The sequence below is a fragment of the Flavobacterium sp. FlaQc-48 genome (genome assembly GCF_044007335.1).
In the GTDB taxonomy this organism is placed as follows: Bacteria; Bacteroidota; Bacteroidia; order Flavobacteriales; family Flavobacteriaceae; genus Flavobacterium.
In genome coordinates this window covers 46,447-64,356 of record NZ_JBIPCR010000013.1, presented here as the reverse complement: position 1 = coordinate 64,356, position 17,910 = coordinate 46,447, and the positions used below count along the sequence as shown (strand labels likewise).

The 17,910-nt window shown below is 32.5% G+C and carries 5 protein-coding genes, 1 pseudogene and 1 CRISPR repeat array; of the genes and pseudogenes, 4 read left to right on the top strand and 2 right to left on the bottom strand.

Annotated elements, in window-relative coordinates; all coding sequences use genetic code 11:
• Window positions 1–786: 786 nt before the first annotated feature.
• Both cas1 and cas2 read left to right on the top strand, forming a co-directional pair.
• Complete coding sequence (gene cas1 / locus ACHRWY_RS18955) at window positions 787–1,701, top strand: type II CRISPR-associated endonuclease Cas1 (RefSeq protein WP_395356773.1); 915 nt, start codon at window positions 787–789, stop codon at window positions 1,699–1,701.
• Entirely contained in the window at window positions 1,677–2,006 is a 330-nt protein-coding gene (gene cas2 / locus ACHRWY_RS18950; protein WP_073485070.1) for a CRISPR-associated endonuclease Cas2, read from the top strand. Before cas1 ends, cas2 begins: the two co-directional genes overlap by 25 nt.
• A 168-nt stretch (window positions 2,007–2,174) precedes the next feature.
• Window positions 2,175–6,621: direct repeats of the CRISPR family, unit length 36 nt; unit sequence AATATCGTGTTTTCTAATCTTTAATCAAACCACAAC.
• A gap of 90 nt (window positions 6,622–6,711) precedes the next feature.
• Here the strand turns inward: cas2 and cas9 are convergent.
• Both cas9 and ACHRWY_RS18940 read right to left on the bottom strand, forming a co-directional pair.
• A complete protein-coding gene (gene cas9, locus ACHRWY_RS18945) occupies window positions 6,712–11,073 on the bottom strand; it encodes a type II CRISPR RNA-guided endonuclease Cas9 (protein ID WP_395356772.1) in 4,362 nt (1,453 codons plus the stop codon).
• Window positions 11,074–11,530: 457 nt separating this feature from the next.
• Window positions 11,531–12,198 (bottom strand): annotated as a pseudogene (locus ACHRWY_RS18940) (IS6 family transposase).
• Between the two features lie 358 nt (window positions 12,199–12,556).
• On the opposite strand from ACHRWY_RS18940, the gene ACHRWY_RS18935 reads away from it, so the two are divergent.
• Both ACHRWY_RS18935 and ACHRWY_RS18930 read left to right on the top strand, forming a co-directional pair.
• On the top strand, window positions 12,557–15,379 hold the full coding sequence (locus ACHRWY_RS18935) for a hypothetical protein (RefSeq protein WP_395356771.1): 2,823 nt from the start codon (window positions 12,557–12,559) through the stop codon (window positions 15,377–15,379).
• 6 nt (window positions 15,380–15,385) lie between these two features.
• Window positions 15,386–17,785, top strand: coding sequence for a hypothetical protein (locus tag ACHRWY_RS18930; RefSeq protein WP_395356770.1), 2,400 nt, complete (start codon window positions 15,386–15,388; stop codon window positions 17,783–17,785).
• Window positions 17,786–17,910 lie beyond the last annotated feature (125 nt).

The following is a 17,910-nucleotide window of genomic DNA, read 5'->3' as shown; positions in this document are numbered from 1 at the left end:
TTTCCCTTCCATTTATCACCTTCCATATCCACGTACAAAGCTGAATGGTTACCTGAAAATGAAAATGTACAGGTTTTTCCTGAATTAATACAATAAAGTTTTGAAAGAGAAGCCATGGTTAATGTTTTTAGTGATAATTCATTATCTTAATGGTTTTTACTATTTTATAACTATTCATCAAAAAATTGCAATTTTCACTATGTTCTAAGAACATTTTTTTTTATAACTTATTTTATGTTTAAAAATAGATTGCATTTTAATGGTATAAAATTATTTAAAAAAAAGTAACTCAATACAAGTATAAATACCCTTTTTATCCTGATATACAATACATTATATTAAAAAAAACAAAACAGATGTCTTTATTGTCGGAAAGACTTAAGGTGCTTTTTAAAAAGTCTTTTGGAGTTGCTTTCGATTTTGCCACTAAAAGCTAAGGCAGTTTTTGAAAGTATTTCACTTAGATAAGTTTTGTGGCACATTCGTGGCACATTTGGAATGGAAGGGATACCTTTTTTTCCACAAAAAGTTAAGACGGTTTTTGAAGATATTTCACCATTCTAAGTTTGTGGCAGAATCGTGGCACATGGAGTTTTTGAATAATAGAAATCCAGCATAATCAACAGCTAAGAAGTTTAGGTTCGAAACTGTATTAACAACTTTTTCTATCTTAAAAAAGGAAAATAGTCCTTCATTATGGAAAACCGTAAAAACAACATTGCTTTAAAATCGAACTTTACATATTAAAGTGTAGCAAAGATTCATTCATAATTTCAAATTAAATTTATGTTAAAACGAACTATTTTAATTGAAAACAAAATTTCCATAACGACAAAAAACAATCAGCTGGTACTAAAATCAGAAATGAAAGAGAGTTCTATTCCAATTGAAGATATCGGCTTTCTTGTTCTCGATCACAATGAAATCTACCTCAGCATTCCTGCTATGAATTTACTTGTTGACAACAATACTTCTATTGTTATCTGCGGAAAGAATCATTTTCCTAATGGAATGCTGTTAAACCTGAACAGTCATCATATTCAACAGGAAATATTCAAAAATCAGATTGAAGCTTCTATACCATTAAAAAAACAATTATGGCAACAAACAATAATTGAAAAAATTAAAAACCAGGGGCAGTTACTCGAAAAAATAACTGATTCCAAAAATAGTTTTGTATTTCTAGCCAGTAAAGTATTAAGTGGAGATTCATCTAATATGGAAGGAGTAGCAGCACAACATTACTGGAAATATTTTCCTCAGCCAAATCTAGAATTTGATGGAATAAAACGAGAAAGATATGGAGACTATCCTAATAATTTCTTGAATTATGGATATGCGATTTTAAGAGCTGCAACTGCAAGAGCTCTTTCCGGAAGTGGCCTACTCAATACATTAGGAATTCACCATAAAAGTAAATACAACGCTTTTGCGCTTGCTGATGATATCATGGAGCCGTTTCGTCCCATTGTGGATGAAAAAGTCTTTGAAATTATGAAGCGTTTTGATGAACAAGAATTAAACACTGTTATTAAGGCTGAATTATTACAAATATTAACTAGAACAGTTTATTTTAAAGATGAGAAAAGCCCTTTAATGATAGCTTTACAAAAGACTGCAAGTTCTCTCCAACAATGCTTCACAGGAAATCGAAAAAAAATTAAATATCCTATCTTATGGAGCTTAACGGATATCGAATAATGTGGCTATTTGTTTTTTTTGATCTCCCCACAGAAACAAAAAAAGACAGACGAAATGCATCTGGATTTAGAAATAATTTATTAAAAGATGGATTTTCTATGATGCAATATTCTGTTTATGTACGCCACTGCGCAAGTAGTGAAAGCGCCGATGTTCATGAAAAAAGAATCCACAAACTACTACCACCTTTAGGAAAAGTAAGTGTACTTCGAATAACCGATAAACAATTTGGTAATATTTTAAATTTTTGGGGAAAAGCAGCTTTACCATCAGCACCTCAACCCACGCAACTAGAATTATTTTAATACTACGCTATTTATAATATCAATAAAATTCAACTCTCAAAATCTTATTTACTAAACCCTACAATAGAAAAAATGCCTCAATTATGGGTTGTCAAACCATAAAAGAGGCATTTTTCCGAACGATATTGATATATAAACCCCTATATATCAGAAGGAAACAAGCCGACTAATATCGTGTTTTCTAATCTTTAATCAAACCACAACGAAAGATCATGGTTAGACGATATAATACAAATATCGTGTTTTCTAATCTTTAATCAAACCACAACCTACTTTTTCCGCTCTTTCTTTTTCAAATAAATATCGTGTTTTCTAATCTTTAATCAAACCACAACTATGGGAAACGGACAACGCCTGCAGGGCATAATATCGTGTTTTCTAATCTTTAATCAAACCACAACCTTGTATTTACAATTGCTACGTTTTTAAATAATATCGTGTTTTCTAATCTTTAATCAAACCACAACTATCGAGGTCTGTTCCGTTTATTGGTCTTGAATATCGTGTTTTCTAATCTTTAATCAAACCACAACGTCTGCTAGTGCCAGTATTGGCAGTCCGTTAATATCGTGTTTTCTAATCTTTAATCAAACCACAACCATATATAAGAGTATATGCGTACCGTCTTAATATCGTGTTTTCTAATCTTTAATCAAACCACAACTCATATAGTAATGGTAATGGGGGCACTATAATATCGTGTTTTCTAATCTTTAATCAAACCACAACGAATATCGCCTATTTTATAATGACCGAAGGAATATCGTGTTTTCTAATCTTTAATCAAACCACAACTGCCGTTGGTACACTAAACTCTATACGCTCAATATCGTGTTTTCTAATCTTTAATCAAACCACAACTACGTCGTGATTGCACCTCCTACATTTTTGAATATCGTGTTTTCTAATCTTTAATCAAACCACAACTCCGCACCTTGTATCGATAAACCTAAGTACAATATCGTGTTTTCTAATCTTTAATCAAACCACAACCCAGAAGGTAAGACAGCTATTTTCGGATTTAATATCGTGTTTTCTAATCTTTAATCAAACCACAACGTAGTATTGTTTATATATGTCCCAATACATAATATCGTGTTTTCTAATCTTTAATCAAACCACAACTGCTTCATTGTTTGCGTTGAATTTTCCTATAATATCGTGTTTTCTAATCTTTAATCAAACCACAACTCTCCACCTTTTTCCTTTAAGTAATCGATAAATATCGTGTTTTCTAATCTTTAATCAAACCACAACGGTATGTCTAATGTAGACATCAAAAAATCAAATATCGTGTTTTCTAATCTTTAATCAAACCACAACGATCAGTGCAGGTCTGTTTCTACCTGCCATAATATCGTGTTTTCTAATCTTTAATCAAACCACAACTAACCAATTAAATAATCTAATGAAGTTATCAATATCGTGTTTTCTAATCTTTAATCAAACCACAACTTTAGTTATTACATTCCCTGTATCAGAGAAATATCGTGTTTTCTAATCTTTAATCAAACCACAACAAACAAAGATGATCATACGTTAATAATGATAATATCGTGTTTTCTAATCTTTAATCAAACCACAACATAGTATTTGAAACCCCGCCATTACCTGCTAATATCGTGTTTTCTAATCTTTAATCAAACCACAACCCTGAAGCCTTTCTGAATTCAATGGCCAACAATATCGTGTTTTCTAATCTTTAATCAAACCACAACCTGTCCTACAACAGTTCCTGATATACCCATAATATCGTGTTTTCTAATCTTTAATCAAACCACAACTTTATTTGTTAGTTCATATATATGAATACAATATCGTGTTTTCTAATCTTTAATCAAACCACAACTAGCTAACTCACTAAACTAATTGAATATGAAATATCGTGTTTTCTAATCTTTAATCAAACCACAACGATTGTCCTCTTACCTTCCCTTTCTCCTGGAATATCGTGTTTTCTAATCTTTAATCAAACCACAACCTATTCTATCCATGTATGGATTGTGAAGGTAATATCGTGTTTTCTAATCTTTAATCAAACCACAACCTTTGATTGCGCTTACTGTGTCTGCTAGTAATATCGTGTTTTCTAATCTTTAATCAAACCACAACTTTTGCGTCTGATCTTTCTAGGTATTTGCTAATATCGTGTTTTCTAATCTTTAATCAAACCACAACCATTGTGTCTGACCATGTTTGTACGTGTTCAATATCGTGTTTTCTAATCTTTAATCAAACCACAACGTATGCTTGTTCCCTCTGTTATTCCGTCAAAATATCGTGTTTTCTAATCTTTAATCAAACCACAACTCTATATCCATGATCTTTATAATTTGTGGAAATATCGTGTTTTCTAATCTTTAATCAAACCACAACTATATACGTGAAATCGCTAATCAAACACAAAATATCGTGTTTTCTAATCTTTAATCAAACCACAACTGTGATTCAAGATTTTTGATAATATCAGAAATATCGTGTTTTCTAATCTTTAATCAAACCACAACTAAAAAACTGAAAGACAACCATCAGCACAAAATATCGTGTTTTCTAATCTTTAATCAAACCACAACTAGGTTTGCGTAACCTTTGCGAATTGTTTTAATATCGTGTTTTCTAATCTTTAATCAAACCACAACGCTTCAGGCCTTCAAAGATGGTAGGCGTAAATATCGTGTTTTCTAATCTTTAATCAAACCACAACTATGACAGATGATATGTCATTTAAGCAATTAATATCGTGTTTTCTAATCTTTAATCAAACCACAACGTTGTCTGAGCAATTAATATCCAATACTGTAATATCGTGTTTTCTAATCTTTAATCAAACCACAACCTATTTGGTCGAAGTATGGATTGTGTAGATAATATCGTGTTTTCTAATCTTTAATCAAACCACAACTCGTGTAAATTATATTTAATCAACACTTCAAATATCGTGTTTTCTAATCTTTAATCAAACCACAACTTTCTTTTAGTTACGTACATAGGTATAATTAATATCGTGTTTTCTAATCTTTAATCAAACCACAACTCAGCAACCCCACTCTTTTCGACTACTTCAATATCGTGTTTTCTAATCTTTAATCAAACCACAACACGTCAGTTATTATTACTTCTGCGTCTTTTAATATCGTGTTTTCTAATCTTTAATCAAACCACAACTCTTCCTTTTGAAATAATGTAAACGGGATAAATATCGTGTTTTCTAATCTTTAATCAAACCACAACGCGGGTAGCCCGTGGCTAAATCGATACTCTAATATCGTGTTTTCTAATCTTTAATCAAACCACAACCGGAATTCCCGGCTTCATTCTTAAAATTAAAATATCGTGTTTTCTAATCTTTAATCAAACCACAACTGTGCTAGTCTTCATTTATTTAAATCTAATAATATCGTGTTTTCTAATCTTTAATCAAACCACAACCTCCTAACGTTCCAATTAACACTGCTGCAAAATATCGTGTTTTCTAATCTTTAATCAAACCACAACCTTATCGTTTTTGTCAATGTTGCTTTAGTAAATATCGTGTTTTCTAATCTTTAATCAAACCACAACAGAATTGTTGAATCCATTGCAAACGGCATTAATATCGTGTTTTCTAATCTTTAATCAAACCACAACATAGCACTAAGCGCATTAATACGCCATTGTAATATCGTGTTTTCTAATCTTTAATCAAACCACAACTTGTCTTCAATAGAATCTAAAACTAATTTTAATATCGTGTTTTCTAATCTTTAATCAAACCACAACCTAACGACAATACTATCTAAAATAGTGTTAAATATCGTGTTTTCTAATCTTTAATCAAACCACAACGATAAAGGAGGTGAATACGATGAAGCGATGAATATCGTGTTTTCTAATCTTTAATCAAACCACAACTATGCATGACTACTCAACTCTTAATATTTCAATATCGTGTTTTCTAATCTTTAATCAAACCACAACTGCCAATTATCATTATCCAAAGAATACTGCAATATCGTGTTTTCTAATCTTTAATCAAACCACAACTCCTTAATCTTAGATAATGTAGGACTTAAAAATATCGTGTTTTCTAATCTTTAATCAAACCACAACTATCTAAATAGTTATTACTTGCGACGGTCAAATATCGTGTTTTCTAATCTTTAATCAAACCACAACTCCCCGCCAGTTCAACATTTATAGGTATAGAATATCGTGTTTTCTAATCTTTAATCAAACCACAACTGTCTAATTCTGTTCCGTTTATAGGTCTTGAATATCGTGTTTTCTAATCTTTAATCAAACCACAACCTACCAGTTTTTCTTCAGCCGCCTGTACTTAATATCGTGTTTTCTAATCTTTAATCAAACCACAACATTGTATTGGATATCCTCACAAAGAAATAAATATCGTGTTTTCTAATCTTTAATCAAACCACAACTATTTGCTTCTAATACAAATTCTTCCGCTAAATATCGTGTTTTCTAATCTTTAATCAAACCACAACAGCCAGAATATTATTGCGTGCGTTTCGTTAATATCGTGTCTTCTAATCTTTAATCAAACCACAACTTATTTATACAAAATCAATGAATCAGGTTAAGTATTGTGTTTTCTAATCTTTGTTCAAACCACAACGAAAATCGTTGAACCAAAATCGAAAGTCGATTTCTATTGTGGTTTGAATGTTTAAAATCAATATCGATATAAAAGAAATCTTGAAAAATATTATATTTTTTCAATTTTTCCAGATGGCAAAACCTTAAAATCAATTCCCTCAACAAATGCTGAAAATTGGCTTGGGCTCATTTTTCTTGTTGGCTTATTTTCTCCTAATTTAAAATCTCCATCAGGCTTAAAATTATCTTTTTTAATATCATCAGACTTACGAGCCTCTTTAAAATATCGTAAAAAAATCACTCCAAATTCATAAAAATTGTTTCCGGATTTAACTCTATTAATTGACAATCCTTCGATTATATACATTCTTCCTTTGAAATCATTAACTTCTGTAATATCTCTTAATTTCTCGCCTTTTTCATAAAAAACGACCTGCTGTCCTTTTTTTAAAATTACATCTCTATTATTACTCTTTGCAATTGGAATCTGTATTTTTTTTCCTTTAACTTCTTTCTCTTTAAATAGAGGATAATAACCTTGCCCTTGTTTTATTAGCTTTGCCAAATTAAAATTGTTAATTAACTCAAATTCTCTCTTACCATCTACCTCATAAATTGCCATTGCATAATTCTCGTCATTTTGCCCATACACTTTTTGTTTATGTTCGTGACGGGATTTGGATAATTGATTATGTTCCTTGATCTCCAACGGATTTTTAACTGAATTAGAATACAATCTAACTTTATTAATTGCAATCTCCTTTTCTTCATTCATCCAAACTTTTTTACCTTCAGCTAATTTATTTTTTTGCTGTGGATTAGAGGAAATCAACAAAACCTTATTTTCAATCGCTTCTTTTACTTTCTCTTTTACAACCTCATCAACAATACTTTCTACATCGGAAGCCTTGATACTTTCTAGATCCTTTCGAATGACGTAACGGATTTCTTCATTATTCAAAGGATTTTTAATTGCCCCATAGATACTGTCTTGATGCAAAGATCCCCGAATAGTATCACCTTGCTGCAACCTTGGAATTTTCTTTCCGTCGCTATCTATCTTGTAAATTATCTTTTGATTTGCATCTTTTTTTACGATATTGTTTCCATTAGTGTCTTTTTCCGTTTCTGCAACATATTGTTTTTTACCTCTAATTCTGACAATCTTTTTAGACTGTTTTTTTATATTATCTGGCGTATAATGCGAAACCAAAATCTCTTCTTCTATTTTCTTTAAATCTTCCTTAAAAGTTTTCCAAGGCTTAGAATCAGCCAATAACTTTCGTGCGTCATTAACTTGTTCTTTTTCTTCTAAAGTCCAAGCTTTAGCTAATACATCATACTTCTCTTTGGTCATACAGGCAATGGTAATAGCATCGATAGTATGATGGGTATGCTTACTTCTGTCTTTTTCAAAAAAGTATTTTTTATCATTTTCTTGATAACTTTCCTGAATACCCCAAATTTTTCTGAATTCGGCGACCATTCCTCCTTTTACACTTTCAACTCTATTGAAATAAGATTTTAAATAAGCTTGAGCGTATTTAGTAATAATTCCTGTGTCAGGAATCTGACTGTTCTTAAAACCTACTTTAGGCTCTTCCCAAATAAATCGCTCATATTTCCCCTTTAAATAATCTCTCTTTAGTGTTAAATAATGTCTTCGTCTTATTTTTCTATCTTTTACTTCCTTTGTTGCAGCAGCTTTTATAGAGCGTGAAATTATTTCAATTTCCCTACTTAAATTATCCGCTTCTTCTTTCCAATGGGCGATCCTTGGAAGGATTTCTAGATGATTATTTAACTCAATAGGCATTTTATTTCCTTTAATATCTCTGTTGAATTTCTGACTGCAAAGTGTTTTGTTCATTTGCGAATTGTCTTGAGAAATGCTTCTTGGAATAGTATGTTCGATATCATACTTTGGATTGCTTCCGATTATATCACAAATACTTATATTTCTACCTTGTTCATATATTTCGGCTCTATTTTGCTCAAGCCAAAGTTGATAACGCAACAAATCATCTTGGGTCGGCTCAATCTCTTTTCCGCATTCTTCTAAATAAAGCTTCCTTATTTCTGAAGCTGCTTCTTTTCGTTTCTTCTCTAATTCATTTTGATAGTCCTGAATACCTTTTCTTTTATTAGCATCGTTAAGTTCACGAGCCATTTCTATATGAATCTTTGTTTTTTCATCAATATGCCCTTCAACAATTAAAGTATTCAATACTTTTCGTAATTGATGTAAGGCACGCATCGCCATAGGATTTTTTATAGAAGCTGTCAAAGGGCTGCCTAGCACCAATTTTTCATTTCCAAATTCATCTTTGATGATTTTCTTTTTGAAAATCTCAATATCTGATGGATGATAAAGTTTTTTCAAACGTCTTTCATTGCTGCAAAATACTTGTCCATCTTCATTTTCACCATTTAAGAATTCTAAAACTTTTTCGTCTAAGCGTTTAATTTTTACAAATTCATGGGCTTTTAGCTGCTCAATAAATATTGGAAATAATTTATCCAACACAGCTTGTTTATCTTCAATAAAATTATAATTGAAAAATGGAACCAGTTTTTTATTCAAATCATTTTTATAAGTATCTTCTGCTTCCTTCGAATAATAACAATTTTCCGTTTTGCAGTCTTTTATTAAAGAATTCACTATTTCTAATAAACTATTTTCATAAGTATGATTTTGTATAATTAAGGCTATCTTATCTTGAATATATTTTCTTTGTATTTCATCACTCCAAATTTCCTCATCAATAATATTTTCAACATTTGCCATAAATACTGCGTGAGAATATAACAGACCTTCTTTGACATATGGCAGAATCTTATTAATGGCATTTAAACTCAAGCCTGCATAGTCTTTTTTCAGACGAATTCTGCTAAAAGCCTTTGCATTTTTATCACTTAAACCAAGTTTATCCTTTGCATATCCATATAAATAAACATCTGAAGTTGAAACTGATAGCAGGTGCCATATATCTTTATAATCAACAGTTCTAGAAACTTCTTTTTGCTTTGAATTTAATGTTTTATAAGTAAATATTTTTGTTTGCCAATCTTCTCCAATTGTGTTTTTTAATGATGCAGAAAGGGGACAGCCTGTAACTGTATCTGCTGATTTATAATTAAACCAATAATGAAATTCATCCTTTCTAGATGATTTATAAAATCCAAAAGTAGCTCCTTTGGGAATTAACTCTTTTGCTAAATCTTCAAAATTGAAATTATCTTTCTTTCTTAAAAATTTAGGTATCAGGCTTAACTTTTCTTCTTGAGATAGAAATCTTAGCGTTTTTTCTGATTGAGTTCCAAATTTAATTGTATTTAAATAAGTCCACATTCTGTACTGTTCAAAATCTGGATGGGAAACAGAACAACGAGATTTGCTTTTTTCAAAAGAACATTTTCCGATCAATCCCTTTTGTGATTTTAAAGGACGCTGAAAGAAAATAGCTTTATATAAATCTTTAATCAATTCAGAATATCTTTTTTCTGGTAATTGCTCATTTTCATTAATGCCTTGAATTCCTTGTACTTTACAAACTATCTCAAACTCTTTTAAATAATGTTCTTCTCTGGCTGTATACTTATTTCTTATCCTATCTTTATTGTATAAACTAAAAAAGTATTGTCCCAAAGTTGAAAAATTTCCATCTATCATTGCTTGAGAAATTTCACCAATTTCCCTTTTTACCGCTCCTAAATCTTCTTTTCTGTTTAATCGGGCAATTATCTCTTCTTTTACTTTGACAATATCATTCCCGTTTTTTATTGCAATAGCTTTCAGTGCGTTATATAATGTTTTGAGTTTAGACTCTCCATCGTCTAGATCTTTTTTAAATCCGCCTTTGATATTTTCATCAATAATTCCAGTATTAAAAAAATAGTCTTTTAATTCAATAATTAATTCATCCGTAGAACCTAAATCTTCAATTATTGTTTGAATAATTGGACAATGTTCTTCCAATATTCCCTCAGCCGATTGATCTAGTCTATTACTCAGGAATCCACGTCTTTGCGCAATATGATATAATGCTCTTCCAAATTCGAAGGCAGTAACCTTTCCTCTACTGGCTTTATCTCTAAACGCATAAGGATTGATATTTTTATCTTCATCTGTTCGAAGCCATTTTAAGAATTCAGGATTAAGCGGATATTTTTTAAATCCTGATTTTTTCCATTCTTCCACTTCATCAATAGATAAAGGACACATTCCATTTATTGAAAGAACTTTTAATGTTTGATACTTTCGTAGTTTTCTTCGGTACTTTATTTTCCTAGCGCTTCTATAGCCGGTACGTTCACTGGCACGTGAACTTTCAATTCCTTTTTCAGATTTTACCCCCTCAGAAAATATTCTGACTCCCTTATCAACAAGAAAAAAATCATCCCCATCCTTGTCTACAATAGCCCATCCAATACTATTTGTTCCTAAATCTAAACCTAATATTTTTGCCATGATAAAATCGTTTTTTTAACAACTTCGAAAGATAAATAAAAAACAATTTACCACTTTACGGTTTTCCTTTTTCTATATAATTTCTTTTTCTATATATTTGTAGCTGATTAAAAATTCTAATCTTTAATCTTATCACAATAAGGCTATATGCCGTAGATGAAAATCTTTAGTCCTGCTTCGGTGGGACTTTTTTTTGCATTTCACAATTATATTTTCTTTTATTTATAACAGACAATAAAATAAGTATTTCCATAGTTTTACTTATCTACAATGACGGAGACAGTGAAGGTAACATTTAGTTTATAACAATAATGCTACACAGCCTAAATAAAACCTTTAGTAATGCTTCGGTATGATTTTTTATATAATTAAAAATCAATTATATTTAATTAGTTTAAAATTTGACGTTCTGTCGCATCTGTCAGAATCAAATATAAGAATTTAAGTAATTTAAAAGTTATCCCGCCAATCTACAGAATGATTTAAACATAGTTGTCCCATGTGCATCCATCTGATTCTTTCTCAGCATATGCACAACTTCAATTCCACTCAATGTTCTTCTTGCTGATTCAAAGCTTTTAAAGCCTAACCCGTTATATATCCTCCATTTTATAAATCGATGGTCCTTCTCTACAATATTGTTGAGATATTTACACTCCCGAATTTTAATTTTTGAGAACGAACGCTTGTTATAGACTTTGATCGCTGCGGTATTAGAACCGCTTTTATCAATGTTTATTACTCTTGTTATGCAGTTATATTACTAATTGCTTTAATTAGAAAAGACTGAGTGCTCATTCTTTGTCTTCTTCTGGTCAAAAGAAAGTCTACTGTATTGCCTAGTTTATCTAATGCTCTATATAAATAACACCAAATACCTTTTACTTTGATATAGGTTTCATCCAATCTCCAACTTGTACCTACTTTACCTTTTCTCTTCTTCATTTCTGACTCAATGAAGGATGTAAACTTAAAAACCCAGCGCTGAATAATAGCATGATCAACATGAACTCCTCGCATTTTCATGATTTCTTCAACATCCCGATAGCTTAATGTAAATCTAAGCTTAAAATATACTGCCTGCAGTATAATAAATTTCGGATAGCAATGACCTTTCGTATTCATGACTTTAACAATTTAAAAAGGGCAAAGTTAAAACGTAGCTAAATGAGACAGAACCGAATATTTTCATTAGTTAATTCCGATCCATTTAGCAAAAAATCATTAATCGATTAAGGCCATTCTTTATAAAATTTAACAATATTTGTAAAACAACTTTAAAAAACAGAATATTATCAGATAAACAGGTATAAATACGTACTGCATATTCTAACTAAAACTTTTTCTTTGTTTTCAACTTAAATCTTTTAATTCTTCTGTACATCCTATTACAAGAAATAAAGGTTTTAGATTATTCTCTTAAAAAAATCGTAGCAATCTGGAAATTCAATTTTCAGCTTTACCTAAAAAGTAATAATAAAATATGGAATCTATTACTATAATTCTTGACAAAAGCATTAATGCCCAAGCTTATGGAATCAGCGGGGAAGTAACCACCCAAAATGCAGCAGCAAACATAGGAACTCTTGTTCATAACAAGGAGTTCAAAAGGGCTAAAGAATTAATTGAAGACTTCATCCCTGAAGATGGTCAAAGCGAGAAGAAGAATCTGCATAATACGATTACGGTCTTAGGCACCAGAGGAAGCGGAAAAACTTCATTCCTCTTATCCATTAAAAGAGAGCTTTCCGAGAATCAAACCGGAAAACACCTCCAGATACTTGATATCATTGATCCTACTCTAATTGAAGAAAAGGGACACGTCTTCTTAAATGTAATTGCCATCATAAAAGAACTGATCGATAAAAAACTCAACTTACTGGAATGTGATCCTTCCAAAAAACCGGCCTACAGCCGCAAGGAATGGCGCGCAGCCCTTAACAAACTTGCTGCCGGCTTACCTTCTATCGATGGTATTGGAACTAACGGTCTAGACAGCTGGCAGGATCCGGAGTTCGTGATGGATAATGGACTCAAAGCTGTACACGCCTCACAGGAATTAGCCGATAACTTTAATGAATTTCTGCGCTTATCTCTCGCTATTTTAGAGAAAAAAGCTTTTTTGGTAATGTTTGATGATATTGATGTTGATGCTACAAAAGGCTGGGCAGTTTTGGAAACCATCAGAAAATATTTTATTGGAGGCAGATTAATTACTATTGTCAGCGGTGACAGTCAGTTATATTCTACAGTTGTACGCCAAAAAAAATGGCAGAATTTTGGAGACGAAATCCTAAAATATGAAGGTAAACTTTTAGGAAAACTCAACGTATTTAATGACATGATTACTGAACTGGAATCACAGTACCTGCAAAAAGTATTGCAACCTAAAAACAGAATCCATCTCTCGACAATTGGAACCAGCAAACGTTATGAAGGGAAGAAGATGTTTTATGTTTACGAAAAAGCCACTAAAGATATAATTGAGAATGATGCTGCGAATGAAATTAGCGCAATATACACTCGAATTCTAAAATACTTCGGAATCAATAACGGCTATCAAGCCAATGCCTACAGTGATTACCTGCTCGAACTTCCTTTAAGAACCCAGGTTCAGTTTTTAAATTTATTTGATCTTAAAACTGGACTTTACAAAAGAGAAGATGCCAATATCGTTCCCCTGACAGACATTTTTTTAAGTGATCTCTATGCTAAAAACATCGATATTCATACTGCAATTCGATCTCCAAAAAATTTAAACAGACTAATCCTTGATTTTTTACTTCGTGAACGTAAACTTGAAGAACTCTATCAGCTCCAGCCTATCACCACAGAAGACAATCTTAATGCCAGTTTACTGACTCTTAATTTTTTATCCTCCTACAATATCCAGAAAGACCAGTATCTTATTTTTGATTACTTTATTAAAGTCGGCTATACCAGAAATCTATTGCCTCTCTTAGGATATTTTGATCAAGATTATGCCTTATTGCCTTCTATTGAAGATTTATGTAACAATACGGTCATCTTAAATGATAATGTCTTAAAGGATGTTGCAGGAAAGATTATTGCCTATATGAGAGGTACTATTGATCTGAAACAAACCAACAGTGAAAAAGTATCACAAGCTGGCACCATCCCCATCTTCGGATTGGCATCAAGCCTAAAGAAAGACAGTAAACTGACCTCGGACCGTATTGACAGTGTGCTTAAAAATGAAAATGCTGATTATGTGCAGCAGAGACTCGTATATATGCCCCTCAGCTCTAATCAATATATTTACAAGCAAGCATCCCTTCTAACCTATTCACCTTATTTACTCATTGGCGCAATTGGAGAATTGATCCGAAAACACAAACTTGATGATTTAAAAAATGGTTTTACCGAACTATCACAATTCAGAGGATATATGATGCCTGACTTTAAACGAGGTCCTGGAAGCGATGAAATTACAGGTACCGAAGAAGATACTAAGGAACTCAGTGACAAGAAGTTACCTGGAAGCGTCGATATCGAATTGGTTTTTGGCCGCTGGGTGGAAAAATATCCGGCAGAAGGAATGAAAATAGCGATCCATTTATTAGGAAAGATTGCCACCCGTTTTTTTTATGCTCTTACTAATCTCGAAGGTAAAGTGGGTAATAAAAATCTTGGAGATGTTTTCCACTCCCACATACTTGCTTTCATAAATGCGGTTCTAGTTGAAGACTGCAGGGAAAATGCTAATGAGTTCTCCTCAGAACTTAACTTAAACAATACCAATTATAAGGATACCATTTTCCTTAACAACATAGACAAACTGCTGCAAGAGGATGACAAAAAGGTCAAAACTGTAAAAAGTCGTCAATTGTCTTTTTCTCAGTGGCTATTATCCTGTCCTTTGCTTCTCGTGTATTTAAAAAAGGATGCTAAAGTAAAGAACAGCCTTAAGTCTTTTTGTGGTGACTATTTGAAAGATGATCAAAATGATGGACAGATAGACCTACTGCTTAATACAGATCTAAGCAAATTTTTGGATAAAATCCCTATCAGAAGGGAATATGAATCAAGGGTATTCGTTTCTCCAAGCGTTATTGCAAAAATAACACCTAAAAAGAATGATAAGGTTCAACTTTCTATAGGAAATTTAGCCCATTATGATCAAATATTTGAAATATTAACACGAATAAATTTTTCCTTTGACAAATTAAAAACAGATACAGTAACGGATGATTTGAGAAAGGAACTTAAGGCATTAGGAATTATACGTCCATCCGAATCTAATTTCATTAAATTCCAAGAATATCTTACAAAATATACTAAATAATAAAAAATGCTTAAATTTTTACTATCTGATAATGAATCGCTTGCAAATTATACACATGGACAATTTGTTTCTTTTGAAGATGTAAAAAGGCGATTGCTGTTAAAAAGCAGAGCGCAGAATCCGGATATACCCGATCATCTGTACCGCCTTCAGCAGCAGGAAACGTTTAAAGATATAGAATTCTTATCTGATATTTTCGCAAATGGACTGGCTAAAATAGCAGAAGATTACCTTGAAATACAGGACAATAAAATTTATGTAAAGCCGCCTCAGCAGAACAACTGGCAGGATACTATAACGTATATTCCTCCTTTACTGCTTCAATGCGCGTTGTTGCATAAAAAAACCAACGTAAGCGGTCTAAAAAGCACTGCAGAGAGGTACCAGTATTTTAAAGAGTATCTCCTGCCTAATTCCCGTTACACGTCAATTCCAAGGGCAAAAATCCCTCAGCTCGATTATTATGTAAAACATCATAACGGTCTTCATGATCTGCATATGCACCTCAACGGGGCTCTGGAAACCGATCAGGTATGGCAGGACTTTCTTTTCAACCCAAATGGAATTTATCAAGACCTTTTAAAGGGATTCCAAATTCAAAAAGTGAGGGAACAAATGGAACAGGAATCAAATCTTTTGGAACCAGTGAAATATGTAACGCTTTTAGCCACAGCACAAAAACTTAGAAATTACTTTTATTATTTTCTCTATCCATACCGCAATAGTGGATATGAGCATTTAAATAAAGTAGCGCTGCTTAATAAATTTGTAAGCATGGACTCTGACCTTCCCCGCAGCCCGTACCACCCATTTTCATCCTTGCTCAGCGAAAGCGACAATCATTCCTGTCTTATGTCCGTGGAAGGTTTTATGTACATCCTGATCTTAGAAGAATTAAGAAAAACCAGCAACGAGCTCCTGGCAGGTTTATTTCATTTTTATCTTCTTATTCTGGGTCTCACAAATCGACTTCTTGTACAGCAGACGCATCAAAATGGATTCGAACAGTTTCAAAAACACACTTTAAATGGATTAAGGGAAAACAGTGAAAAAATATTTTTGCGACGCTATTATCAAATGCATGGTAATGATTTAGATCTAATCAGCTTTCTGGAAGGCCGTTTTTCTCCAAAAGAATCACAGCTTGAGATGGTCAATTTTCTACAGGCAATTGAAAAAGGATGGAAGAAAATGATACAGCAGATTAGTGAAAACTTTGCTAATGATCCCATAGGCACAGTCAAAATACCAGAACTGAGGCTCATTGCCCATTTTATAAAAAAAGCGGATGCCAAACCTGATGCCCAAGTAAGACATAAAAAACTGCGTATCGAGGTGGCTAAAAAAGGACAAATTTTGGTACTGCTTCTTCAAAATTACCCTGACTATAGAAAAAAAATAGTTGCTTTGGATGCTGCTGCCAGCGAATTTGATGCTCCCCCAGAAGTCTTCGCACCTGTATTTCGTAAAATGCGTCGTGGCGGTGTAAAGCATTTTACCTATCATGCCGGGGAAGATTTTTACCATATTATCAGCGGAATCAGGGCAATATATGAAGCAATCGTTTTTTGTGATCTTCAAAGAGGTGATAGAATTGGCCATGCTGTGGCTTCCGGGCTTTCTCCGCGGCAGTGGCAAAATTGCGTTGGTTCAGATTTACTGGTTAAGAAAGGGGATTATTTGGATGATCTCATTTTCAGTTATCATCTGATCATAAAAAGCAAAATCCAATCTCTACATAACATACTTCCCTTTATTATCAATAGAGTAAATGAACTGAGTTATGATATTTATAACCAACATTATCCAATAGCAATCCTGGAACAAGCATGGCTGATGCGCCAATGCTGCCCTTTGCATGCTTTGGAACAGGATAGGACAAATATGACTTCAAAGTCAGTATATGATGAAGAGGAATGGTCCTATATGCTGGAGAAAGGTTTCGCTAAAAAAAGAATTCAGAATTCAGAAGATAAGGTTTTGGAAGTCTTTGAAATCTATCATAATGCTAAATACAGGAGAAAATTTGATAAGATTATCAGCATCGATTCTTTTGAGATTCTAAAAGCGGAGCACATTGAGATATTACAGATAACCTTACTGCATGAAATGACAGTAAGGGAAATTGTCATTGAAACGTTGCCAACCAGTAATGTTCGTATCGGTTTCCACAAAAACTTTTCGACCTATCATTTAATAAATTGGATAAAATGGCATGACCAGGGTAAAAGTATTCCGCCAATAGTAGTAGGCTCAGACGATACAGGAATCTTTGCAACCAACATTTACAATGAATATGCAAATATATACTGTATGCTGGTCAATACCTATAATCTGCCTCATGCTAAAGTTATGGATGTGGTTCAGAGACTTGATAAGGACAGCCACATTTACAGATTTGAATAAAACTTAATAGCAGTAAGATGTTTTTAATTTATTTTGAATCTAATTAGATCTTAACTTAATGATCTGAAACACAAAAAATAATTCTGACAGCTATTATTGAAGAACATACAGAAGAATGCTTGCCC

Bases quoted from the DNA above. Each gene is read 5' to 3' on its own strand.
- cas1 (WP_395356773.1), top strand. From the start codon at position 787: ATGTTAAAACGAACTATTTTAATTGAAAACAAAATTTCCATAACGACA.
- cas2 (WP_073485070.1), top strand. From the start codon at position 1,677: ATGGAGCTTAACGGATATCGAATAATGTGGCTATTTGTTTTTTTTGAT.
- cas9 (WP_395356772.1), bottom strand. From the start codon at position 11,073: ATGGCAAAAATATTAGGTTTAGATTTAGGAACAAATAGTATTGGATGG.
- ACHRWY_RS18935 (WP_395356771.1), top strand. From the start codon at position 12,557: ATGGAATCTATTACTATAATTCTTGACAAAAGCATTAATGCCCAAGCT.
- ACHRWY_RS18930 (WP_395356770.1), top strand. From the start codon at position 15,386: ATGCTTAAATTTTTACTATCTGATAATGAATCGCTTGCAAATTATACA.